21 protein-coding genes are annotated in these 25,186 nt (G+C 32.4%); 8 read left to right on the top strand and 13 right to left on the bottom strand.

What is annotated here, in order from left to right; translation table 11 throughout:
• Positions 1 to 42 precede the first annotated feature (42 nt).
• Complete coding sequence (gene lysA / locus Q0873_RS03375; RefSeq protein WP_299104393.1) at positions 43 to 1,248, top strand: diaminopimelate decarboxylase; 1,206 nt, start codon at positions 43 to 45, stop codon at positions 1,246 to 1,248.
• Between the two features lie 227 nt (positions 1,249 to 1,475).
• On the opposite strand, the gene Q0873_RS03370 is transcribed toward lysA, so the two are convergent.
• The 5 genes from Q0873_RS03370 to Q0873_RS03350 form a co-directional block, all read right to left on the bottom strand.
• On the bottom strand, positions 1,476 to 4,658 hold the full coding sequence (locus tag Q0873_RS03370) for a carboxypeptidase regulatory-like domain-containing protein (protein WP_299104392.1): 3,183 nt from the start codon (positions 4,656 to 4,658) through the stop codon (positions 1,476 to 1,478).
• Between the two features lie 101 nt (positions 4,659 to 4,759).
• On the bottom strand, positions 4,760 to 5,209 hold the full coding sequence (gene rplI / locus Q0873_RS03365) for a 50S ribosomal protein L9 (RefSeq protein WP_299104391.1): 450 nt from the start codon (positions 5,207 to 5,209) through the stop codon (positions 4,760 to 4,762).
• 15 nt (positions 5,210 to 5,224) lie between these two features.
• Positions 5,225 to 5,521: a 30S ribosomal protein S18 gene (rpsR, locus tag Q0873_RS03360; RefSeq protein ID WP_299104390.1), complete on the bottom strand. Its 297-nt coding sequence runs from the start codon at positions 5,519 to 5,521 to the stop codon at positions 5,225 to 5,227.
• Positions 5,522 to 5,524: 3 nt separating this feature from the next.
• Positions 5,525 to 5,866 (bottom strand): 30S ribosomal protein S6, encoded by a 342-nt coding sequence (gene rpsF, locus Q0873_RS03355; protein ID WP_299104389.1) that lies wholly within the window; start codon positions 5,864 to 5,866, stop codon positions 5,525 to 5,527.
• 52 nt (positions 5,867 to 5,918) lie between these two features.
• Positions 5,919 to 7,229 carry a hypothetical protein gene (locus tag Q0873_RS03350; RefSeq protein WP_299104388.1) on the bottom strand — a complete coding sequence of 437 codons (1,311 nt, stop codon included), beginning with the start codon at positions 7,227 to 7,229 and terminating at the stop codon, positions 5,919 to 5,921.
• Positions 7,230 to 7,298: 69 nt separating this feature from the next.
• On the opposite strand from Q0873_RS03350, the gene Q0873_RS03345 reads away from it, so the two are divergent.
• Entirely contained in the window at positions 7,299 to 8,198 is a 900-nt protein-coding gene (locus Q0873_RS03345; RefSeq protein WP_299104387.1) for a sterol desaturase family protein, read from the top strand.
• Positions 8,199 to 8,216: 18 nt separating this feature from the next.
• Here the strand turns inward: Q0873_RS03345 and Q0873_RS03340 are convergent, their stop codons facing one another.
• The 3 genes from Q0873_RS03340 to Q0873_RS03330 form a co-directional block, all read right to left on the bottom strand.
• The gene (locus tag Q0873_RS03340; RefSeq protein WP_299104386.1) at positions 8,217 to 9,278 is read right to left on the bottom strand and encodes a hypothetical protein; all 1,062 of its coding nucleotides are present in this window, start codon (positions 9,276 to 9,278) and stop codon (positions 8,217 to 8,219) included.
• A 63-nt stretch (positions 9,279 to 9,341) separates the two neighbouring features.
• Complete coding sequence (locus Q0873_RS03335) at positions 9,342 to 10,124, bottom strand: hypothetical protein (RefSeq protein ID WP_299104385.1); 783 nt, start codon at positions 10,122 to 10,124, stop codon at positions 9,342 to 9,344.
• On the bottom strand, positions 10,111 to 10,671 hold the full coding sequence (locus tag Q0873_RS03330) for an RNA polymerase sigma factor (RefSeq protein WP_299104384.1): 561 nt from the start codon (positions 10,669 to 10,671) through the stop codon (positions 10,111 to 10,113). The genes Q0873_RS03335 and Q0873_RS03330 overlap by 14 nt, the downstream gene beginning before the upstream one ends.
• A gap of 334 nt (positions 10,672 to 11,005) precedes the next feature.
• Between Q0873_RS03330 and Q0873_RS03325 the strand changes: the two genes are divergently transcribed.
• The 4 genes from Q0873_RS03325 to Q0873_RS03310 all read left to right on the top strand — a co-directional run bounded on the left by Q0873_RS03325 (position 11,006) and on the right by Q0873_RS03310 (position 15,685).
• Positions 11,006 to 13,222 (top strand): RelA/SpoT family protein, encoded by a 2,217-nt coding sequence (locus tag Q0873_RS03325; protein WP_299104383.1) that lies wholly within the window; start codon positions 11,006 to 11,008, stop codon positions 13,220 to 13,222.
• Between the two features lie 71 nt (positions 13,223 to 13,293).
• Positions 13,294 to 13,743, top strand: a complete 450-nt coding sequence (locus Q0873_RS03320) for a transcriptional repressor (RefSeq protein ID WP_299104381.1) — start codon at positions 13,294 to 13,296, stop codon at positions 13,741 to 13,743.
• Between the two features lie 86 nt (positions 13,744 to 13,829).
• Entirely contained in the window at positions 13,830 to 15,101 is a 1,272-nt protein-coding gene (locus Q0873_RS03315) for an adenylosuccinate synthase (protein ID WP_299104380.1), read from the top strand.
• Positions 15,102 to 15,145: 44 nt separating this feature from the next.
• Positions 15,146 to 15,685, top strand: coding sequence for a DUF1572 family protein (locus Q0873_RS03310; protein WP_299104379.1), 540 nt, complete (start codon positions 15,146 to 15,148; stop codon positions 15,683 to 15,685).
• Between the two features lie 18 nt (positions 15,686 to 15,703).
• Here Q0873_RS03310 and Q0873_RS03305 read toward each other — a convergent pair whose 3' ends face one another.
• Complete coding sequence (locus Q0873_RS03305) at positions 15,704 to 17,140, bottom strand: aspartate aminotransferase family protein (protein WP_299104378.1); 1,437 nt, start codon at positions 17,138 to 17,140, stop codon at positions 15,704 to 15,706.
• Between the two features lie 138 nt (positions 17,141 to 17,278).
• Here Q0873_RS03305 and Q0873_RS03300 point away from each other — a divergent pair, with 138 nt between their 5' ends.
• Entirely contained in the window at positions 17,279 to 18,928 is a 1,650-nt protein-coding gene (locus tag Q0873_RS03300) for an OstA-like protein (protein WP_299104377.1), read from the top strand.
• A 7-nt stretch (positions 18,929 to 18,935) separates the two neighbouring features.
• The gene (locus Q0873_RS03295; protein WP_299104376.1) at positions 18,936 to 20,114 is read left to right on the top strand and encodes an aspartate aminotransferase family protein; all 1,179 of its coding nucleotides are present in this window, start codon (positions 18,936 to 18,938) and stop codon (positions 20,112 to 20,114) included.
• Here the strand turns inward: Q0873_RS03295 and ilvA are convergent.
• From ilvA to ilvB, 4 genes are read right to left on the bottom strand one after another with little or no spacing between them, the layout of a single operon-like run.
• Complete coding sequence (gene ilvA / locus Q0873_RS03290) at positions 20,111 to 21,379, bottom strand: threonine ammonia-lyase (protein ID WP_299104375.1); 1,269 nt, start codon at positions 21,377 to 21,379, stop codon at positions 20,111 to 20,113. The two genes, Q0873_RS03295 and ilvA, sit on opposite strands and share 4 nt — an antisense overlap.
• A gap of 1 nt (position 21,380) precedes the next feature.
• The gene (gene ilvC / locus Q0873_RS03285; protein ID WP_299104374.1) at positions 21,381 to 22,877 is read right to left on the bottom strand and encodes a ketol-acid reductoisomerase; all 1,497 of its coding nucleotides are present in this window, start codon (positions 22,875 to 22,877) and stop codon (positions 21,381 to 21,383) included.
• A 24-nt stretch (positions 22,878 to 22,901) separates the two neighbouring features.
• Positions 22,902 to 23,429: an acetolactate synthase small subunit gene (ilvN, locus tag Q0873_RS03280; RefSeq protein ID WP_299104373.1), complete on the bottom strand. Its 528-nt coding sequence runs from the start codon at positions 23,427 to 23,429 to the stop codon at positions 22,902 to 22,904.
• A gap of 5 nt (positions 23,430 to 23,434) precedes the next feature.
• Positions 23,435 to 25,168, bottom strand: a complete 1,734-nt coding sequence (gene ilvB / locus Q0873_RS03275) for a biosynthetic-type acetolactate synthase large subunit (RefSeq protein ID WP_299104372.1) — start codon at positions 25,166 to 25,168, stop codon at positions 23,435 to 23,437.
• Between the last annotated feature and the right edge of the window lie 18 nt (positions 25,169 to 25,186).

Here is a 25,186-nt window from a genome sequence, read left to right as displayed (position 1 = left end):
ATAAGGCCTCCATCCTACTTTTACTGCCCAAATACTAAAAAAATGGATAGAAACAAATTATTGAAATTGACAGAGACTTATGGAAGTCCGTTGTATGTTTATGATACTGATATAATAAAAGGTCAGTATAAAAAAATTACTTCTGCATTTTCAAAGGTCAAACGTGTTAAAATAAACTATGCCGCCAAAGCTCTATCAAACATCAATATCTTAAAGGTTTTTAACTCTTTAAAAAGCGGTTTAGACACAGTTTCTATACAAGAGGTCAAGTTAGGTCTATTAGCTGGCTTTGATCCTAAAAACATCATTTATACGCCTAATGGAGTTTCTTTAAAAGAAATTGAAGACGTTGCGAAACTTGGGGTACAAATTAATATAGATAACTTATCTATTTTAGAATTATTCGGACAAAACAATCCTAAAATACCGGTTTGTATTCGTATTAACCCACATATTATGGCCGGTGGGAATAGTAAAATATCGGTAGGACATATCGATTCTAAGTTTGGTATCTCTATACACCAAGTACCACATATAAAAAGAGTGGTAGAAAATACTGGAATGAGAATTAACGGAATTCACATGCATACTGGTTCAGATATCTTAGATATAGATACTTTTTTACGCGCATCAGAAATCTTATTCGAAGTAGCTAAACAATTTGACAATATTGACTTTATTGATTTTGGTAGCGGATTTAAAGTTCCTTATAAAACAGGAGATATATCTACTAATATCGAAGAGTTAGGTACAAAACTTTCTAAGAGATTTAATGAGTTTTGCAAAGAATATGGTAAAGAACTAACCTTGATGTTTGAGCCAGGTAAATTTTTAGTAAGTCAATCTGGATACTTTTTAGCAAAGGTTAATGTGATTAAGCAAACCACTTCAACGGTATTTGCAGGAATAGATTCAGGTTTAAATCACTTAATACGACCAATGTTTTACAATTCATACCATCAAATAGAAAACCTATCGAATCCAAAAGGACGAGAACGTTATTATAGCATTGTAGGATATATTTGTGAAACTGACACTTTTGGTTCGAATCGAAGAATCAATGAAATAGCGGAAGATGATGTTTTATGCTTCCATAATGCAGGTGCATATTGTTATTCTATGGCTTCCAACTATAACTCAAGATATAGACCTGCGGAAGTAATGCTTTATAATGGAAAAGATTATCTAATAAGAAAAAGAGAAACGTTCGATGACATTATAAAAAATCAAATCGAAGTTTCTCTTTAAAAAACAAAAACTCTGACTTGGGTAAGTCAGAGTTTTTTTTAAAATATAACCAACCCCTCAAAGATTATATTTTAAACGTTCGTAATAAAGTCCCCTATCTTTATTTACTTTAACAAATATCTCTATTATTTTTAAGTTTTTATAAGGAAAATCCCCCTTTATTTGGCTAAAAACCTAAAAACTACCCTAAAAAGAGTAGTTTTTTATTAACAATTGTAAGTTGTTTTTTAGAAAATATAACGTAATCCTAACTGCATTTGCCAACGAGATTGTAAACTTGTGTCTGGCACAAAAGTAGATGTCAAACTTGGATCAAATGTATATGTTGGAGTCAATGTATTTTGATCTACAGATACTCCTAACGGTTGTACATTACCAACTTGTTGCACTACACCCCATTCAGAATTTAGTAGGTTTCCAAAATTTAAGATATCTAAACTTACCTGAATGGTATTTTGTTTTCCTTCAGCAACATTAATATTAAAATCTTGTAATATTTTCACATCCCAACGGCCTCTCCACGGTGCCAATGCTCCATATCTTTCCACGTATTGCCCTCTTCTTCCACTTAAATATTCATCCTGAGCAATATATTGCTTTAATCCCTCTCTTTGAGTGGTAACAGGGTTGTTTGCTGGATCGAAGTTCATTTGATCTATTTCAGCATCTGTAGGAACATATAAAAGGTCATTTAAGATAGAGCCATCATTATTGATATCTCCTCCATAGGTATAATTAAACCTACCTCCTTTTGCATATTCGAAAAAGGTAGAAATGGTAGTTGCAAACTTATCTCCTCCATAATTAAACTTTTTAGAAGCCACTCCAATAACTCTATGAGTATCTCCATATCTAGAAAATGCTAATACATCATTATTTGCATTTCCAACTACTGGATTAAAAGCAAATGCATCTCCTGTAATTTCTGCCTCAATTGAATTTACATCTTTTGAATTCAAGTAACTATAAGCAATATTAGCATAGAGTCCATTTTCAAATGACTTTTCAATTTTTAAAGATGCATTAAAAATTCTTCCTTTATCAGAATTTGTAAAGACATAGGCATTATTTCCTACATCACCCGGTAAATAAACGGCTCTATTATCACCGTTTCCATTTAAAGTTCCTGTAGGGCTTCTTAATCCCCAATTTTGCACATGAGCTCCATTAATATCTTTTGTATAAGCAATATCTCCAGTGACTACAAAACCATTTTCAAACTTGTAGTCTGCTCCAATATTTGTTCTCCATACTTGTGGAAATTGAAAATCTGGATCTACCATTTGATAGAAGAATACATTCGGATTTGCAATTTGATTTCCTAACCAAACAAATGGTAAACGTCCTGTAAATAGACCTGTTCCTCCTCTTACTTGCAACTTCTTTTCTCCATTAACATCCCAATTAAATCCAAATCTAGGTGAAATTAACCATTCGTTTGTAGGCATCTTTCTGTTATCTAAGAATACTGTTTCATTTGTATTCGGATTATGATACGGAATATTTGGAGCAAAACAACATGCGTTATCAATTACATCTTGTGCCTTCTCTGCAGAATCAAAAAACAATGGTTTGTCGAAACGAATACCAAAAGTTAATTTCAAATTATCATTAACTTCCCATTCATCTTGTGTATAAAAAGCTAATTGACCAACATTCGTTTCTGCCAACGCCCATCCACCTGCATTTCCAGTACCATTGCTAGATAATGAATTGTTTGCTGCTATTGCTGCATTAAATTGAGCTTGATATGTTGCTACTAAGGCAGCTTCTGCAACAGCATCTCCTGCCGTAGCCCTGAAATCATTAATCGTTCCAGATGGAAAGAATACTCCTTGTGCACCATAAGCACCTAAATTAAAAGAATTGTCGAACATAAATTTTTCAAAAGAAAAACCAACTGTAATAGTATGATCTCCTTGAAAAAAGTTCATATTATTGGTTAACTGAAAAACTTTTTGATCTAATTTATTATTGATAGAAAATGGTTCATGTCCTGCTATAATATAATTAGAACTTGCATTTTCATCTAATATGGTAATTGTTGGAGCTGGTGAAGATAAAGCATTCCTAAAATCATCAAAATGCGTATATCCAACTTGTAATTTATTTGTAGTAGTTTCATTAAACGTAGAATTCAATTCTACTAAAAATGAATTTATATTATTATTAATCTCATATCCGGTATTTTGGAATTGTAATGTTGTTGCACTTGGTCCTCTAAACCCTAAAGCTGTTGGATGCGCTGGCTTTTCTTTTGAAGCTCTTAAGAAATTGTAGATAAATGCCAAACGGTGTTTCTTATTAATATTCCAATCTAATTTAAAAATACCCTTGGTAGATTCAGAATCAAAAGTAAACCCTTGAAAAGCTCCAGGATTATACATTTGTCCGTTTCCTATATCTATTTGCGATAAAATATTACTTACCAATTGTAAGTCCGAAGCCAAAACTCTAGATTCATTAATCGCTCCTGAACCAGTATTAGGAACAAAAGCTGAACCTAAATCTTCTCGCACATCTTTCTCAAAATTTGCAAAGAAAAACAACTTGTCTTTAATAATTGGTCCTCCTAAACTAGCTCCATATTGCGTTTGTAATAATTTAGGTTTAAAAACTTTTTGTCCATCTATACTTCCTCCTGTAAAATCTTCATTTCTATAGAATCCATAAACCGTTCCTTTAAACTCATTTGTTCCACTCTTCGTTACAGCATCTACTGATGCTCCGGTAAATCCTGAAAGTGTAACATCGTAAGGAGCTGTGGACACAGATATTTGTTCTATTGCGTCTAATGATACTGGTTGAGAATCTGTTTGTCCTCCTGGAGTTGCAGCATCTAATCCAAATGGGTTATTAAAAATAGATCCATCAAGTGAAAAATTGTTGAATTGATCATTTCTTCCTCCAAATGAACCATTGCTCGCTGTAGGTTCTAAACGAGTAAAATCTGATGCAGATCTAGAAATTGTAGGTAATGTTTTTAACTGATTGGCGCTAACACTTGTCTGTGCACCTGTTCTATCGTTATTAAAAACTTTGCTTTTTGAAGCTGAGATTACAACTTCCTCTAATTGTTCACCATCCTCAGAAAGTTTTCCATCAATATTGGTAGTTTTCCCTAATGTTAAGAATACATTATTGATTTCTTGTGGCTTAAACCCTACATAACTAAACGTTACTTTATAAGGTCCTCCCACCCTAAGGTTCGGAATTGTATACTTTCCGTTATCCTGAGCTACTGCTCCTGATACTGTTCCTGTTGGTACATGTAGTACCACAATGTTTGCCCCAAATAATGGTTCCCCTTCATTATCTGTAACAACCCCTTTAATCTTAGATGTAGTAACCTGCGCTATACCAGCGGTTAAAAACATTAAGAAAAAAGAAAAAGTTAATAATTTTTTCATAATTGAGTAATAATAAGTTTTTGTTATCCTTAAAATTACACAATTAAAAAACCCGCTTTAATAAGCGGGTTAATCTTTTATTAACAAGTATTTAACAAGTTTTACTTCTCAGCAACTACTTCAAATACGATGTCAGCTACAACAGTTCTGTGTAAACGTACAGCAGCGTTGTATTTTCCTAATCTCTTTACGTTACCTCCAGTAACTTTGATAAACTTCTTATCTACTTCTGTTCCTGCTTTAGCTAAAGCTTCTGCAACATTAATGTTGTTAACAGAACCAAATAATTTATCTCCAGATCCTACTTTAGAAGCAATCTTTAACTCATAACCTTTAACAGTTTCAGCTAATTTAGTAGCGTCTTCTATTAATTTAGCTTCTTTATAAGCACGTTGTTTTAAGTTTTCAGCTAATACTTTCTTTGCAGAAGAAGTAGCTAAAATTGCATATCCTTGTGGGATTAAGTAGTTACGACCATAACCATTCTTAACAGTTACGATATCGTCTTTAAAACCTAAGTTTTCTACGTCTTGCTTTAATATCAATTCCATAATCGTACTGTTTTATTATTTTAACATATCACCTACGTATGGCATTAAAGCTAAGTGACGTGCTCTTTTAATAGCTTGAGCCACTTTACGTTGGTATTTTAAAGATGTTCCTGTTAAACGACGAGGTAAAATTTTACCTTGCTCGTTTACTAAATACATTAAGAAGTCAGCATCTTTATAATCGATGTACTTAATACCGTTTTTCTTAAAACGACAGTATTTTGCTTCTTTTTTAGTTTCAATGTCTAAAGGAGTTAAGTATCTTACATCTCCTTGTTTTCCTGCTCCTGCTTGTTGATCAATTGATGCCATTTCTTACTTTTTTTCAGATTTAACACGGTTTCTTCTCTTCTCTGCCCAAGCAGCCGCGTGCTTGTCTAACTTTACAGTTAAATAACGCATAACGCTATCGTCACGTCTAAACTCTAATTCAAACGGAGCTACAGCCTCACCTGATGCTTTGAACTCGAATAAGTGATAAAAACCACTTTTTTTCTTTTCAATTGGGTAAGCTAATTTCTTTAAGCCCCAATTTTCTTTGTGGATCATTTCGGCACCCTTGCTAGTCAATAAGTCCTGAAACTTTTGTACTGCTTCCTTTATCTGAGTTTCAGATAAAACGGGATTCAAAATGAAAACAGTTTCGTAATGATTCATAATTGTTTATTTAAAATATTAATTTTAAGCGTGCAAATATACGAAGTTATTTTTATATTTTGTAGGATAATGTAAAATTAAAAAAAGTATGATTTGATTCTGCTGAAAGAAGGGGGATATCAATCAGATCATCTAAATAAACTCTTTTGGGTGCGTTATCATAAATATGCCTCAATTCAAAGTTAATATCGAACTTATTAGATATTGAATATGTCATCCTCAATTCTACATCAACCAAATAATCTAATCTTTTATCTATCTTATTTTGCATATTCTCACTTCTTACAATGCTATTCCAATTCCAAGGCATAGGCATTTTTAAAGCAGGCTTCAAAGAAGCAGAGAATAAATCGGTTTTAAATTCTAATATTGGTCTTACGGTCCAACGTAAAAAATCAGTCGTTTCAATGTTTCGTGTTACTTCAGTTAATACTTGATTTTGCTCAATAGAATCCTTGGCTATTCCTTTTTCTATTTCATAAAAAACACCTAGCTGCGTAGCCACTCTAAATGAACTATATTTCTTCTTTAATGAATTTGCCAACCTACTATATTCTTTCTCTAACATTAAACTATCTTTAGCATGAGTTCCTTTATAAAGTCTAACTGGTTTCGGACATGTTCCTTTCTTACAAATTTTAATATTTGATTTATCCATATCAATTGCAATACTTGGCTTTAAGTATAGACTTTTCATCTTTTCTATTCCTTCTTTTGTTAAACCTCTAAAATACTTTTTAGGATATGTATATCCAACTACTCCATCAATTTTCTTTTGTTTTACTTTTTGAGAACTATACCAATTGAAAATAAATCCAGAACCTATCTCATATCTTTGTTGTATCCCTAGATATTGATTAGAATACCTATCGGCATAAACATATCCTTCTGTTGATAAATTATCTTTTACTTCTATTTCACCTTTCTCCATATGCTCATCTCTTTCATTAAAATGATAATTTAGTTTCACTTTAAAATCAGAAATGTTTTCTTGTAAGGTTCCATTAAAGAATTGTGTACTTAAAAAAGCTTTAAAACTTAGTCTATGCGGATAATAGCCTGATGTTAGTTCAAATCCTGAAGAAAAGTCATATCTACTTTGATGCTTATAATTATCATTCCCTCTCAATCCAAAACTAATTTTACTTTGAATTTTATTCAAATCCTTCTTATTTTTTATCAAATAATTTAAAAATGGTAAAACATCTTTCTCATAAGTTTTAGCCTCTGTTGAGTCTAAACTTCTTAAAAATGAAACGTCTAAAATTTTGTTTTTAATAGCTTCTACATTTTTCGCGGGTGCTTGGGCCTTTATACCTAGGCATACGCATAGCCCTACTAGAATGGTTAGTAATTTTCTCATATTTAAAGTTTTTACTAACTTACTCGGCTATGATATCTTAGTCAATACCTATAAATAGTTATATTTTTTATGATGAATATTCCCGAATTACCTAACTTAATTCATTACGCCATTCCTTTTTTCGTTTTAACTGTTATTATAGAAGTTATTTTAACCGTTAAAGTTAAAATGGATGATTATGAGTATAAAGATGCAATTACTTCTATTACTATGGGATTAGGGAACGTTTTTATTGGCTTGTTTTCAAAAGGGATTATTTTAGCTTTCTTTGTTTTTTTGTATCAATTTCGATTTTTTACACTTCCTTTTGCTTGGTGGGTATGGCTCCTACTTCTTTTCGCTGAAGATTTCTGTTATTATTGGAATCATAGAATAGCACATGAAAGTAGACTATTTTGGGCAAGTCATGTGGTGCATCATTCATCGCAGAAATATAACTTGAGTACTGCTTTACGTCAAACTTGGTCTGGAAGCTTCTATACATTTATTTTTTGGGCTCCACTCCCGCTTTTAGGTTTTCATCCCGTGATGATTATCATGCAAATGAGTATTTCATTACTATATCAATACTGGATTCACACAGAGTTAATAGATAAACTTCCTAAATGGTTTGAATCTCTTTTTAACACCCCTAGTCATCACAGAGTACATCATGCTACAAATCCACAATATTTAGACAGGAATCATGCGGGTATTTTTATCATTTGGGATAAACTGTTTGGTACTTTTGAACCAGAGGTAGAAAAACCTGTGTACGGTTTAGTTTCAAATATCAATACCTATAACCCAATTAAAATAGCATTCGTAGAATGGTATCATATGCTTAAAGATGTTTTTACTAGCAATACATCCATTTCCAAAAAGTTATTATATTTAATTAAGCCGCCTGGTTGGAGGCATGATGGCAGTGGAAAACTATCTACAGATTTAAGAAAAGAATGGGAACAAAATAAAAAAAGAGAAGCATAACGCTTCTCTTTTTCTTTATTAATTAATATCAAAACGAACTCCCATTGATATATTTCTGGTATCCGTATTTTTAAATAATGGATTTAAATCATACTTAACATACAAGCTCAAACAACGATACCCAAAATAAGTACTTAAACCATAATTTACGGTATTCATATTAAAGTTTGATTTTTGTACCTCTTCAACCTTAACTCCTTCTGAATTTACATACTCCAAATATTGTCGAGTACCTAATTTAAAGCCAAAGAAACCTCCAATTCCAAATCGTACTGATTTATTCGTTCTATCTCCAATTTGTCCATCTGAATATTTCTTGTTTTTAGAGAAATCAAATTCTAGATGCATTGGAAATATCATTTGAACATGACGTAATCTACTTTCCGACAAAGAATTAGAACTTACATTTAACTCTGTTTGATTTCCATTAACTTCATGAAACTTGTTATCTTCTGCTCTTAAATTATTCCAAAGAAAAGAGAAACCATATTTAAAATACGTTTTCGAAGCTTCTTTACTAAAACGTGTTTTCCATGTAAAACCTAACTCATAAAAATGTGATTGCCAAAACTTATAATCAGAATCATTTAAAGAACTAAATTTATTATCTTCTAATACATTATTCACCCCCATAGCAAAAACTATTTGAGAAGTAGTTCTTTTATTTCTTCGAATACTATCTCTTTTTCTTCTTCCTTTATCTGAAAAATCGAGTCTAAACTTTGCTCCTCCAATACTAAAGGTTTCTCCTTCATCTTCAGAACTAGAAGCAATTTTACCGTCAACCTTATCTTGTACCAATTGCTGTAACTTAATTTCTTCGACACCTACCAATTGTTCTATTCTACTGGCATGATAAGCAGCCGCTTCTTTCTTAAGTGTAATTGCTTCTTCTTGCGTTATTTTATTTTTTGTAGCCTTTGCATTGATTTCTTTTACTTTAACCTTTAACGAATCTTTTTGTTGTTTGGTTACGCTTTCAATTTTTGCTGATATTCTTTTCACTTCATCTTCAAAATTTTTCTCTTGAGATTGAGCAATAGTTGTTACAAACAACACTAAAAATAGTATTCTTTTCATCTTAATATTTTTAAGTTAAACTAATTTTTTTAGATAATTAATCTATATATAAATGGTAAGCGCTTACTTGTTTCTTTCTGCAAAAGCCACTGCAATATCTGAAATTTTGACTTTTAACTTCTGCATAAAATTTCCTTTAAATTCTTCATCATCCAAATTTCTCTCTATTTCAGCTAAAATAGTTGTTGGATCAACAGATAGGTTCGATTTTTTCAACTCTAGTTTAATTGTTTCAAAAACCTCTTCCCTATTTACCCTATGTTTTGCATAATACTCTTTTACTTCTTCATCAGTATGTGTAACAGCATAGAGTAAATCTTCGCTATTTACTTGTATTCTAGAATTAGATTTTACTTTTGGTAGTAATTTAGTACTATCATTTACTTTTTCTACCTGAGCTACTACTTCATTCTCTTCTTTAAGATCTTTAGATATCTTTAATTTAGTGGTAAGTTTTAACTCCTTTTCAAAAGCTGCCTCTTTAATTTTAGCGTCTTTGTTTTTAAGAGTTTCGTTATGAGCAACCACTTCCTCCTTCAATTCCGGTAATACTTGTTTAGTATCTATCAGTAACTCTTTATTTTCTTTAATCGTCTTATCAACTTTTGTTTCCACTAAAATCTCTTGGGGTAATGGAGTATCTGTGCTTTTAAAAAAATACATTGTAGATAATCCTAATAAAAGTAAAATACTAGCTGCTGCACTAATTCGAACTCGCTGCTTTCTTTTTCTTACTGTATGCTCATTTAATTGGGAGCTTAAGCGTTCCCATGCAGAAGAAGAAGGCTGAAACTCTCTGTTCTTTAACCTTTTTACTATTTCTTTATCTATATTATTTGTTGACATGTTTTACTTGATTCATTTTTTGATAACTCGCCTGTAACCACTTACGTGCTTTAAACAATTGTGATTTTGACGTACTTTCTGAAATCTTTAATTTTTTAGCTATTTCGGCATGTTTATACCCTTCAATAGCATATAAATTAAACACTAACTTATACCCATCTGGAAGTTGATCTATAAGCATCTGAAGATCTTCAACAGCAGTATTTTCAACACTCTCCGTTTGAAACTCAGTCAATACGTAATCATCATCTGGAAACACTACAAATTTCTTTTTACGTAAATAACTTATACATGTATTTATCATTATTCTTCGTATCCATCCTTCCAAACTTCCTTCCTCCTTGAACTTCTTAATATTTGTAAAAACCTTAAAAAAACCTTGCAACATTAAATCCTCTGCATGATGCATATCCTTTACATATTGCCTACACACCCCCAACATTTTAGGAGAGTATAATTCAAACAAGCGCTGTTGAGCATCTCTATTCTCTTTTTTTGCTTCTCTAACTAGCGTTGCTTCTTTCTTATGTAATGAAATTATTTTCAACTTAATTTTAAAAAGTTTTATGCTCTTACAAATATATAGACTCGTATCTTTTAAAAAAGGTTGCCTTGTCACAAAAAAAAACTCCAACTTTTTTTAAAGTTGGAGCATCAATATCATTTTTGACTATGATATTTCGGGGGGACTTCAATATCTTTTTAAACTAAATTTATACATAAGCGTTTTATTTACAGCTAATTTACCATTATTAACCTTTTAGCTATCAGGAAAAACACTGTATATACCCCATTATTCGACGAATGGAAAAAATTAAGATTCCCTTAACATTTTATTTCCAAAACTTGCTCAGTAATTTTCTTTGTCATACTTTTAATCTATGACATATACAGCAACGATAGAAGAAGAGAACAAAGAGATAGCAAATCGTTATAAAGATTTATTAAAAGGTACGTATCAAACATTATCAGAAGATGATAAGAAGTTAATACGTAAAGCTTTTGATATTGCTGTTGAGGCACATTCAGAGCAACGAAGAAAAACCGGTGAACCTTATATTTACCATCCAATAGCAGTTGCTAAAATTGTAGCCTATGAAATAGGTTTAGGGGCAACTTCAATTGCTGCTGCCCTATTACATGATGTAGTTGAAGATACACACTACACCATTGATGATATGGAACGTCTTTTTGGTGAAACCATTGCTCGTATTGTAAGTGGTTTAACCAAGATTTCTAATTTAAAGAAAGAACAAGACTATTCTATACAAGCAGAAAACTTTAGAAAAATGCTATTAACCTTACACGACGACGTACGTGTAATACTAATTAAAATAGCAGATAGATTGCATAATATGCAAACAATGGATGCAATGCCTGCACATAAACAGGTAAAAATTGCTTCTGAAACACTTTACATTTATGCACCTCTTGCACATCGTTTAGGCTTGTATAATATTAAAACGGAGTTAGAAGACTTAGGTTTAAAGTATACCGAACCAGATGTATATAATGACATCCTTTTAAAAATTAAAGAAAGTAAAGAAGATCAACAAAAGTATATTGATAGTTTTACAGGAGTATTGAAAGAAGCTCTTGATAAAGAAAACTTTAAATACGAAATTAAAGGTAGATTTAAATCTATTTTCTCTATTCGTAGAAAAATGCGTAAACAGAATGTTTCTTTTGATGAAGTTTATGACAAGTTTGCCATTCGTATCATTTATGAACCAGTATCAAAAGATGAAAAGTTTGATGCTTGGAAGATTTATTCTATTGTTACAGATTTCTTCAAACCCAACCCTGCTCGTTTACGTGATTGGATTTCTCAACCTAAATCAACAGGTTATGAAGCTTTGCACATTACGGTAATCGGCCCAGAATCTAAATGGGTAGAAGTACAAGTTCGTTCAAATAGAATGGACGAAATTGCCGAAAAAGGATATGCTGCCCACTTTAAATACAAACAAGGTAATATTACTGAAAATGGTTTAGAAGGCTGGCTTAACAAATTAAAAGAAACCTTAGAAAACCAGAGTTTAAATGCCGTTGATTTTGTTGAAGATTTTAAACTAAATCTTTATGCAAAAGAAATTTACGTCTTTACACCTAAAGGAGATTTAAAATCATTACCAAAAGGAGCTTCTGCCTTAGATTTTGCATTTTCAATTCATACAGATGTTGGATTAAAATGTAGAGGTGCTAAAGTAAATGGTAAACTAGTTCCTTTAAGTCATCAATTAAACAGTGGTGATCAAGTAGAGGTATTAACTGCCAGTAATAATAAACCTAATGTACGCTGGCTAGATTTTGTTTTAACAGCAAGAGCAAGAACCAAAATAAAATCAGCTTTAAAAGCAGAAGAAAAGAAAATAGCTGAGGAAGGTAAAGCAATTTTAATGCGTAAACTTCGTCACTTAAAAATAACGCCAAACGAAAAGACCATTCATGAACTAGCTTCTTATTTTAATTTAAAAACTAGTTTTGATTTATTCTTTAGAATCGGAAATGGTGCTATTGACAATACGCAATTAAAAGAATTTGTTGCGCAACGTAATAGTACAATTATGAACTTCTTTAAAAACCCGTTTAGAAGAAATAGCGGAAAAGGAGTTACCGATAAGGAAGAAGTTACTAGTAAATATGATGCTTTAGTATTTGGAAAAGATGAGCAAACATTAGATTATACACTTGCCAAGTGTTGTGCTCCAATTCCTGGAGATAAAGTTTTTGGATTTGTAACGATTAATGAAGGAATTAAAGTTCATAAGAACGACTGTCCGAATTCTATTTCTTTACAATCTAACTATGCATATCGTATTATGCCAGCAAAATGGATAGACTCTACACAACAAGAGTTTACTGCTATTTTACATATTTCTGGTATCGATAATAAAGGAATTGTAAATAATTTAACAAGAATTATTTCTAGTTCTATGGATGTATTTATTCACAGTATTAACATCTCAGGAAATGATGGAGTTTTCGAAGGAAAATTATCTTTAAGTGTTAAAAATAAAGCACAATTAAACAAGTTAATGGATAGAATGAAGAAGGTTGAAGGTGTTCAAAAAATAGACCGTGTTAATACTTTGTAAATATCAATCAAAAAAATACCTATATATTTTCAGAAATAAGATTAAATTTGTCCTTTAGTAAAATATAAACAATGAGCAGTTCCATCGAAAATCAAGAAATTGTAAAAAAAGTATTCACTTCTTTCCTAGAAGAAAATAAACATAGGAAAACTCCTGAACGTTTTGCTATTTTACAAGAGATATATGATGCAGAAGAACACTTTGATATTGAATCTTTATATATCAAAATGAAAAATAAAAACTATCGTGTGAGTAGAGCAACACTTTACAATACGATTGATTTATTGTTAGATTGTGGTTTGGTTCGTAAGCACCAATTTGATGGCCAATCAATGGCTCGTTATGAAAAGAGTTATTTTGACAAACAACACGATCATGTAATTCTAACGGATACTGGAGAGGTTAAAGAATTTTGCGACCCTAGAATTCAAATCATTAAGAAAACAATTGAAGAAGTTTTTGATATAGATATTCACAACCACTCACTATATTTTTACGGAACAACAAAGAAAAAAGACTAAAATACAACACCCAAAAATCAGCTTTACTCAAAGTTGATTTTTTATTTTCAATTAAACATAAAACAACACACAAATAACACAACTAAATGGCTGTAGATTTATTACTCGGTTTACAATGGGGAGACGAGGGAAAAGGTAAGATTGTAGATGTACTTACAAAGAACTATGATATTATTGCTCGTTTTCAAGGAGGTCCAAATGCTGGACATACTTTAATTTTTGATGGAAACAAACACGTATTACATACGATTCCTTCAGGAATTTTTCATAAAACAGCTTTAAACGTTGTAGGTAACGGAGTTGTTATTGACCCTGTTATTTTTAAACGAGAATTAGAAAATTTAGATGTACATAACATTGACTATACATCGAAATTATTAATTTCTAGAAAGGCACATTTAATTTTACCAACACACCGTTTATTAGACGCTGCTTCAGAAACGTCTAAAGGAAAAGCGAAAATTGGTTCTACTTTAAAAGGAATTGGTCCTACTTATATGGACAAGACAGGTAGAAACGGAATGCGCGTTGGAGATTTAGAATTAGATAACTGGAAAGAAAAATATCGTGCTTTAACTGAAAAGCACATTAAAATGTTAAACTTCTTTGATGTAGACATTCAGTATGATTTAGAAGAATTAGAAGCTGAATTTTCTGAAGGAATTGATAAATTAAAAACATTACAATTCATAGACTCAGAAGAGTTTTTAAACTCAGCAATTAAAGAAGGAAAATCAATTTTAGCAGAAGGAGCTCAAGGTTCTTTATTAGATATTGATTTTGGAACATATCCTTTTGTTACTTCATCTAATACCACAGCAGCAGGAGCTTGTACTGGTTTAGGAATTGCTCCTAATAAAATTGGTGATGTTTTCGGAATTTTTAAAGCATATACTACTCGTGTAGGTTCCGGACCATTCCCAACAGAATTGTTTGATGACAACGGTGCTACTATGGCTAAAGTTGGTCATGAGTTTGGTGCTACCACTGGTAGACCTCGTCGTTGCGGATGGTTAGATCTTGTTGCTTTAAAATATGCTGTTCAAGTAAATGGAGTAACACAGTTAATGATGATGAAAGGTGATGTTTTATCTGGTTTTGACACATTAAAAGTATGTACTGGATATAAGTATAACGGTGAAGAAATTTCTCACTTACCATACAACATAGAACCAGAAAATGTAACACCTATTTATACTGAGTTCAAAGGTTGGCAAGCAGATTTAACAAAAATGTCAACTAAAGAAGAGTTACCACAAAACCTTCTAAAATATATAGACTTTATTGAAAAAGAAACTGAAGTGCCTATTAAAATTGTTTCAGTAGGTCCAGATAGAAAACAAACAATAATGAGATAATAAAAAAGGAGTTCAATTTTGAGCTCCTTTTCTAATTAATGACTATGGTTGAAGAATATTTATATAATATCAAAAAACAATTTCTATCCTATAAAGAAGTAGCTGATAAAACACTAAAACAGCTTCATGAAGAAGATCTACATTGGACCTATAATAATGAAAGTAACAGTATAGCAATGTTAATGATTCATTTATCTGAAAATATGCTTTCAAGATGGACCGATTTTTTCACTTCAGATGGAGAAAAAGAAAACAGAAATAGAGATGCCGAGTTTGAGCCACAAAACTTAAACAAAGAACAGTTAACTGCGCATTGGGAACAAGGTTGGAACTGTTTGTTTGATGCCTTAGACTCATTAAATGAATCTAACTTTAATACGCCTATTTATATTAGGAATAAAGAACATAAACTCATAGAAAGCATTTCAAGACAAATAGCACACTACCCCTATCACATAGGGCAAATAGCTTATATAGGTAAGATGATTTTAAATGACAGATGGCAAACCGCTTCTATAGCAAAAGGAAAGTCTAAAGAATTTATACAAGCTCAATTTGAGCAAAATAAAAAAGGAACTCATTAAATAGAGTTCCTTTTTTTATTATTTTGATTTTGTTGCTAAAATTTCTTCAGCAAACTTATTACATAATAAGAAAGTATCTCTAATATGATCAATTGTTGTCTTAGGATTGATCAAACACATTCTTAATACTACTTGTTTATTCAATATTGTAGTAACTAATAATGCTTCTTTAGATTCCATTACTCTTCTTGAGATCTCTTGATTCAAACTATCAATTTCTTCTTCACTTAAGTTTAAACCAATTGGATTGTATCTAAAATTGATCACTGCTAAGGTAGCTGGTGAAATAATTTCCCAATTTCTACTCTTACGAAGCATATCTTCTACATCATCTGCTAATTGAATATTATAAGTCACAGCCTCTTTAAAAGCTTCTAATCCATAAGTCTTAATAGACATATAAAACTTTAAAGCTCTAAATCTACGTGTTAACTGTACTCCATAATCGTAGAAGTTAATCTCTGATTCATTTCCTTCAATATCTCTTAAGTATTCAGGTTTCTCACTAAACGTATTACTTAACCAAGAAGAATCTTTTACCAATAAACATCCAATTTCATAAGGTTGATAAAACCATTTATGCGGATCTACCGTTAACGAATCCGCTCGTTCTATACCACGCAAAGCTCTTGCTCCTTTCTCCGATAAAATAGCCGCTCCTCCATATGCTCCATCTATATGAAACCACAAGTTTTCTGCTTCACAGATATCAGCAATCTCATCTAATGGGTCTACTGTTCCTGTATTGGTTGTTCCTGCTGAAGCAATAAAACAAAACGGTTGCAAACCTTCTAATCGATCTTTTGCAATGGCGTTTTTAAGTTTGTTGATACTAATTCTAAACTCAATATCTGTAGGTAAAATTCGAATTTGTTCCTTTTTAAATCCAAGAACCCTAATGGCCTTAATATTTGAAGAATGGGCTTGATCAGAAAGATAAATTACCGCTTTTGAAAAGTCGTCTCCACATTTAATTCTTCTTGCGGTAACCAATGCGGTTAAGTTCGCCATAGAACCACCACTGGTAAATATCCCCCCTCCTGCTTTTACAGGAAAGTTAAACATTTTTAATAACCAGTTCATCGTTACGATCTCTAACTCTGCTGCCGCAGGAGAAACAATCCATCCTCCAGAAAAAATATTAAATCCTGTTGCTAAACTATCTGCCATAGTACTTATATAATTACTAGGTCCAGGTACAAAAGAATAAAATTTAGGATGTGAAGTAACATTACTATATGGAACTACGTTTTCCATTACAAAATCCAATACCTCGTTAGGAGGCATCCCCTTATCAGGAGCTTCTTGTAAGAAAATAGAATCCATTTCCTTTCTTGTTGCCGATGTAACAGGCTTCTTATCTTCTAAAGTTGCCCAATGCTCAGCTATTAAGTCTACTATTTTATAACCATAGGCTTTCATTTCATCTATAGATAAATCAAAATGAGCGCTCATAATTTTGTTTATTTTTATAATTATCCTGCAAAATTACGGAATACTATTTGCAAGTCATTTATGAAAGTATTTTAATTCTTTATTAAGAATAATAAAACATACTTTTCCTTATTTTTGTGTGATTAAATTTGAAACATTTTGAAACATTTCTTTCTGCTTATCTCTCTATTATTTTCAATAGTTAGTTTTTCTCAAACCAAACAGATTAAAATACTTTCTACTCAATTAAGTACTGCCGATGAAGAAAAATATCCCGGAGCAACCATACTTATTGGAAATGTAAAAATGTTGCATGAAGGTGCTGTGCTAGAATGCAAACGTGCATTACTCTATAAAAAAGAAAATCTATTTAAAGCTCTTGGAGAAGTGGTTATTGAGCAAGGAGATAGTATTATACAGTATAGTGACTTTGCTACCTATAACGGAAATACTAAAATGGCTAAGTCTTGGGGAAATGTAGAAATAAATGATAAAGAAATGAAGCTTAGTACAGATACGCTTTATTTTGACAGAAAAGAACAAGTTTTGTTCTATCCTAATAATGGAACCATACGTGATAAAAAAAATACCTTAAAAAGTAATAAGGGTACCTATTACTTAAAAGATAAAAAATTCTCTGCTCGCACAAATGTTACGGTTGTAAATCCAGAGAATAATTTAGAATCTAATCACTTAGATTATTATACCAATTCTAATCTAGCTTATTTATACGGACCAAGTACGGTTACCAATTTAAAAGACAGTACCAAAGTATATGCAGAACGTGGTTTTTATGATACGAATACTGATGTTTCTTACTTTGTGAAAAATGCCAAATTGTTCTTAAAAGAAAGAACCGTATTAGCAGATAGTTTGTATTATGATAAACGTAACGGATTTGCATCAGCAACCAATAGAATAAAAGTAATTGACACCGTTCAAAAAATGATTGCCAAAGGAAATTATGCAGAGTTATACGAACTAAAGGATTCTCTTTATATAATTGATAATGCGGTTGCCATTACAGTCTTAGATAAAGATTCTATGTATGTTGCTGGAGATAAAATATTATTAACAGGAAAACCTGAAAAGAGAATTGCGAGAGTATATAATAATGTAAAAATATTTAAATCAGATTTACAAGGAAAATGTGATTCTATACATACCAATCAAGAAACGGGTTTAACAAGAATGTTTAAAAATCCAATACTTTGGTCTCAAAATAGCCAGATTACAGGAGATAGTATTCAGTTTTTAGTTGATAAAGAAACGAACAAGCTAGACTCTTTAAAAGTAATTCGAAATGCTTTTATGATTCAAAAAGACTCTTTGGCTGATGATATTTACAATCAAATAAAAGGAAGAAAAATAAGAGGAAAGTTTAAAGACAATGATTTAAGAATCATGCTTGTAAAGGGGAATGCTGAATCTCTTTATTACAATAGAAATGAGCAAAGTCTAAAACTTGAAACGATTACTAAAGAAACCTCTAGTGATATCGAATTCACTCTAGAAAACAACGAAATAATTCAAACCCAATATTTTAAAAAACCAGAGGGAAAAACATTTCCACCTTCTGAATTTCCAGAAGAAGAAAAGAAATTCAAAGGGTTTATTTGGAGGGGCGACGAACAACCTTTAAGCGTTGAAGATATTTTGGTTAGAGGTAAATTTAAAATACCTACTAACTCTGGAAGAAAAATAGTGCCTAATAAGGAAGCTCAAAAGGCCAAAGAAAAATTTAAGAAAGAGGTTTATAAAAAAGAAAAGCTCGATGAACCTTTACTAAAAAAGTCTCGTGTAAAATAATACTTTAGTGAAACAGGATTTTTTAAAATATCAAGGACAAACTACACCTCATCCTTTAGCCATAGAGATCTCTAAAGCAAAAGGAAGTTATATTTACGATAGTAATGGTAAAGCTTTATTAGACTTTGTAGCAGGGGTTTCTGCCAATAGTTTAGGACACAATCACCCAAAAGTTAATCAAGCTATCAAAGATCAACTAGAAGCCTATACACATGTAATGGTATATGGTGAGTTTATTCAAAAACCTCAACTAGAATTATGCAAAGCCTTAGCTGCAACGCTACCTCCTAGTTTATCTTCTGTATATCTAGTTAATTCAGGAACAGAAGCTACAGAGGGAGCTTTAAAACTAGCAAAGCGCTATACCGGTAGAGCAGAAATTATAGGAGCCAAAAACGCCTATCATGGTAATACCCAAGGAGCCATGAGTGTGTGTGGTGCTGAAGAACAAAATCAAGTATTCCGTCCTTTAATTCCGGGTACTAGGTTTATTCAATTTAATAACGAGCAAGACCTCAAAAAAATAACGACAAAAACAGCAGCTGTTATTTTAGAAACCATTCAAGGTGGTGCAGGGTTTATTGAACCTCAAAATGAGTATTTAGTAAAGGTTAAACAACGCTGTCAAGAAGTAGGCGCATTGTTAATCTTAGATGAAATACAAACAGGAATTGGACGTACTGGAAAGTTTTGGGGCTTCGAAAACTATCATGTAGTTCCAGATATATTCATTACTGGAAAAGGATTAGGAGGAGGAATGCCTGTAGGGGCTTTTGTTTCTAGTTATGAAATCATGAATACCTTAAAGGAAAACCCAAAATTAGGACATATTACCACTTTTGGAGGACATCCTGTAATTGCAGCAGCGAGTTTAGCTACTGTAAATGAAGTAACTTCTTCCAATCTAATGCAAGAAGCTTTAGAAAAGGAACAAATAATAAGAAATTATTTTAAAGACCACCCTAAAGTAAAAGAGATTCGTGGTAAGGGATTAATGCTGGCCCTAATAGTGGATACTCCAGAAATAGCCTCTAGAATCATCCTAAACTGTTTAGAAAAAGGACTTATTTTGTTTTGGTTATTGTTTGAAGGGAGAGCTATTCGCATAACTCCCCCACTAACTTTATCTAACAAAGAACTTAAAATAGGTTGTCAAATGATTCTTGATGAATTGGATGCTTTTTAAACCAAAAACTCAAATAAATTAGGTTTATCGTTTAAATATTCTCCAAAGAAGTTTCGTTCTTTCATCCTGGCAATTAACGGATGAAGATCTTCTCTTTTTTCCAATTCTATTCCTACGACAGCAGGACCATTTTCTCGATTTGTTTTCTTTGAGTATTCGAAAAAAGTAATATCATCGTTTTTCCCTAATACATCCATCACAAACTCTTTTAAAGCCCCTGCTCTTTGTGGAAATCGAATGATAAAATAATGTTTTAAACCATTGTATAATAAAGCCCTTTCTTTTATTTCAGCAGTACGTGTAATATCATTATTACTACCACTTACCACACAAACTACATTCTTTCCTTTAATTTCTTCAGAGAAAGTATCTAGTGCTGCCAATGTTAAGGCTCCTGCTGGTTCCACCACAATAGCATCTTTATTATACATATCTAAAATTGTCTGACAAACTTTTCCTTCTGGAACGGTAATCATATCAAACAAATTCTCTTTACAAATTTTATACGTTAAACCTCCCACTTGTTGCACGGCTGCACCATCAACAAACTTATTTATCTTATTTAACTTAACATTTGTGTTTTCTTTAAATGCCGATTGCATTGAAGGAGCTCCTTCTGGCTCTACCCCGATTACTTTAGTGTTTGGAGATAATATTTTAAATACACTCGACAATCCTGAGGCCAAACCTCCGCCTCCTACAGGAACAAAAACATAATCAATAGGTGCATTATTACTCTGTTCAATAATCTCTAAAGCTACTGTTCCTTGTCCTTCTATAATCTTTTCATCATCAAACGGATGTACAAATGTTTTGCCAAGACTATCAGAAACATACTTCGCTGCATTATAAGCGTCATCAAAAGTATCACCTGTTAACTGAATATCTACATAGCTACCTCCAAACATACGTACTTGTTCTACCTTTTGTTTGGGTGTAGGTGAAGGCATAAATATAGTTCCATGTATTTGCATTTTACTACATGCCAAAGCTACTCCTTGCGCATGATTTCCTGCACTAGCACACACAATTCCATTTACCAACTCATCAGACTCTAACGAGCTTATTTTATTATAAGCCCCACGTATTTTATAAGAGCGTACTTGCTGTAAGTCTTCTCGTTTTAAAAACACATTTGATTGAAACCTGTTAGAAAACGTAAAGTTTTTTAGCAATGGAGTTACAGCAACCACTTCTTTCAAAGTAGCTGCTGCCTCTTGTATAGCTGTTAGTTTAGGAAAATATGTTGTTGCTTCTAATTCCATATTAAGCCAAAACTGGTTCTTTTTCTTCTGTTTTGATTGATTTCATTGCGGTCATTGCCGAACGTAATACACTTCCTGTTTCTTCAATAGGGTGATTTCTAATAGCATCGTTAACCTCAATTAATCGCTGGTTATCTACCTTTCCATTGGTACTAAATGATTGACCAATTACATCTGTTGAAACCGTTTTCATAAAGTCTTCTAATAAAGGTCTACAGGCATGATCAAATAAATAACATCCATATTCTGCAGTATCAGAAATAATACGGTTCATTTCAAATAACTTCTTACGAGCAATCGTATTTGCAATTAATGGTGTTTCATGTAATGATTCATAATAAGCAGAGGCTTCTATAATACCCGCTTCTGTCATAGTTTCAAAAGCTAACTCTACTCCTGCTCTTACAAAAGCTACTAACAATACGCCATGATCAAAATACTCTTGTTCGTCAATTTCTGAAGTCGTAGCCGCTGTTCTTTCAAATAAGGTTTCTCCAGTAGCTGCTCTCCATTGTAATAAATTAGCATCGTCGTTTGCCCAATCTTCCATCATAGTCTTAGAGAAATGTCCAGACATAATATCATCCATATGCTTATGGAACAATGGTCTCATAATATCCTTTAGCTTTTCTGATAACTCAAATGCTTTGATCTTTGCCGGATTCGATAAACGATCCATCATGTTAGTAATACCACCATGTTTCAATGCTTCTGTAATGGTTTCCCAACCGTACTGAATTAATTTAGCTGCATAACTAGCCTCAATTCCTTCGGCAACCATTTTATTAAACGATAAAATAGATCCTGTTTGCAGCACACCACATAAAATAGTTTGCTCTCCCATTAAATCAGATTTTACCTCAGCTACAAAAGAAGACTCTAATACACCTGCTTTATGACCTCCAGTAGCAAATGCATATGCTTTTGCTTGTGCTAAACCTTCTCCTTGCGGATCATTTTCTGGATGTACCGCAATTAAAGTAGGTACTCCAAATCCACGTTTGTATTCCTCACGTACTTCAGACCCTGGACATTTAGGTGCTACCATAATTACCGTTAAGTCTTTACGTACTTGCATTCCCTCTTCAACAATATTAAATCCATGAGAATATGATAAAGTTGCTCCTTCTTTCATTAAAGGCATCACTGTATTTACCACTCTTGTATGTTGCTTATCTGGTGTTAAGTTACATACTACATCTGCCTGCGGAATTAAGGCTTCAAACGTTCCCACTTCAAAACCATTAGAAGTAGCATTTTTATAAGACTGGCGTTGCTCTTGTATAGCTGCATCTCTTAATGCATACGAGATATCTAATCCAGAATCACGCATATTCAATCCTTGGTTCAATCCTTGTGCCCCACAACCAACAATCACAATTTTCTTTCCTTCTAATGCTTTAATTCCATCTTCAAATTCAGAAGACTCCATAAATCTACATTTTGCTAACTGTGCTAACTGTTCTCTTAAAGAAAGTTGGTTAAAATAATTTTTCATTTTTATATGTTTAATGCTGTTTGTTTAATTATTTATTGATTTTAACATTTCAGAAACTGGCATTTCTTCTTTTGTAATGGCAATACGTCCTGAACGAACAAATTGCTTAATTCCATGTTTATTTAACTCGTGATATAACTCTTCTAACTCTTCTTTAGAGCCCGATCTTTCTAAGACAAAAAAGTCTTTGTTTACATTGATAATTCTTGACTTACTATTATTAATTACTTTTTGAATTTCATCATTATCCACTAGTAAATCGGTACTCAACTTAAACAAGCAAGATTCTTGATAAACTGTTTCTTCATCATTATGGTAAAATGCTTTGATTACCTCTACCTGCTTTTCTATTTGACCTAAAATTTTCTTAACCTCTACTTCTGTCAATCGAACTAAAAGCGTAAATCTCGATACACTTTTAATTTCCGATTTAGATACATTGACACTTTCTATATTGATATGTCTTCTTTGGAATATTGCTGATATTCTATTCAATAACCCTACTGTGTTTTCGGTATATATTGAGATGGTATATGTTTGTTTATTTTCCATAATAATTATTCTAATCTTACATCTGATACTGAACTACCTGTTGGAATCATTGGAAAAACGTTGTCTTCCTTTTCTACACAAACTTCTAAGAAGTATGCCTCATCGCTATTCATCATTTCCTGAACAGCGTTTTCTAATTGCTCCCTTTGAGTTACCTTATTTGTTTTTAACTGATATCCTTTAGCAATGGCGATAAAATCTGGATTTACCATTTCTGTAGAAGCATATCGCTTATCAAAGAATAATTGCTGCCATTGACGCACCATTCCTAAGAATTCATTATTAAGAACTACAATTTTTACCGCAGCTCCTGTTTGTAAAATGGTTCCTAATTCTTGAATCGTCATTTGGTAGCCTCCATCTCCAGCAATAGCTACTACTTGTCTCTCTGGCGCTCCCATTTTAGCTCCAATAGCAGCTGGTAAGGCAAACCCCATGGTTCCTAATCCTCCAGAAGTAATATTACTTTTAGACTCTGTAAACTCAGCATACCTACTAGCAATCATTTGATGTTGTCCTACATCGGTAACAATAACTGCTTTACCTTCAGAAGCTTTATTAATCTCTTTAATTACTTCTCCCATGGTTAAGCCTTCCTTAGTTGGATATAAGTCATTCTTTATGACCTTTTCAAACTCTACTTGATCTAAGGCTCTAAATTCTTCCAACCACTCTTTATGATTCTTTTGAGCTATAAAAGGCAAAATTCCCGATAAAGTATCTTTTGAATTTCCTAATACAGCAACATCAGCATGTACGTTCTTATTTACTTCAGCAGGATCTATTTCAAAATGAATCACCTTTGCTTGTTTTGCATAGGTCTCTAAGCTACCCGTAACACGATCATCAAATCGCATTCCTACAGCAATCAATACATCACACTCATTGGTTAATTTATTAGGACCATAGTTTCCATGCATTCCTACCATTCCCACATGTAATGGATGTTTGGTTGGTAAAGCTGAAAGTCCTAAAAGTGTTGATGCTGAAGGAATTCCTGCTTTTTCTATAAAAGCCTTAAACTCTTTCTCTGCTTCTCCTAGAATTACTCCTTGACCCCATACAACAAAAGGTTTTTTTGCATTGTTGATTAATTCAGCCGCTGCTTTTAAGCTTTGCTTTTCAACATTAGGTTGTGCTTTATAACTACGAACAGAAGTACATTGGTTATAGGCAAAATCCAATTCGTCAAACTGTGCATTCTTCGTAATATCTATCAATACAGGTCCAGGTCTACCTGAACGTGCTATGTAAAATGCCTTGGCAAATACTTCTGGTATTTCCGATGCCTTGGTTATTTGATAATTCCATTTCGTAACCGGTGTAGATATTCCAATGATATCTGTTTCTTGAAATGCATCTGTTCCTAATAAATGACTCCCTACTTGACCTGTAATACAAACCATTGGTGTAGAATCTATTTGTGCATCTGCAATTCCTGTGATTAAATTAGTTGCTCCAGGACCAGAAGTAGCTATTGCCACTCCTACTTTACCTGTTGCTCTTGCATATCCTTGTGCCATATGCGTAGCTCCCTGTTCATGGCGAGTTAAGACATGATGTAATTTATCTTGATACTTGTATAATTCATCATATACTGGCATAATTGCCCCACCAGGGTATCCGTATAGTAAATCAACTCCTTCTTCTAACAAACATTTTACTACGGCTTCTGCCCCCGAAACCTTTACAGTTTCCTTAGTTACTTTTTCTGTTAATGCTGCTGTTTTTGTTTTCATAAACTTAGCTTTATGCTA

This window comes from uncultured Tenacibaculum sp. (genome assembly GCF_947498805.1).
Classification (GTDB): Bacteria; Bacteroidota; Bacteroidia; order Flavobacteriales; family Flavobacteriaceae; genus Polaribacter.
This window is presented reverse-complemented; position numbering and strand designations above follow the sequence as displayed.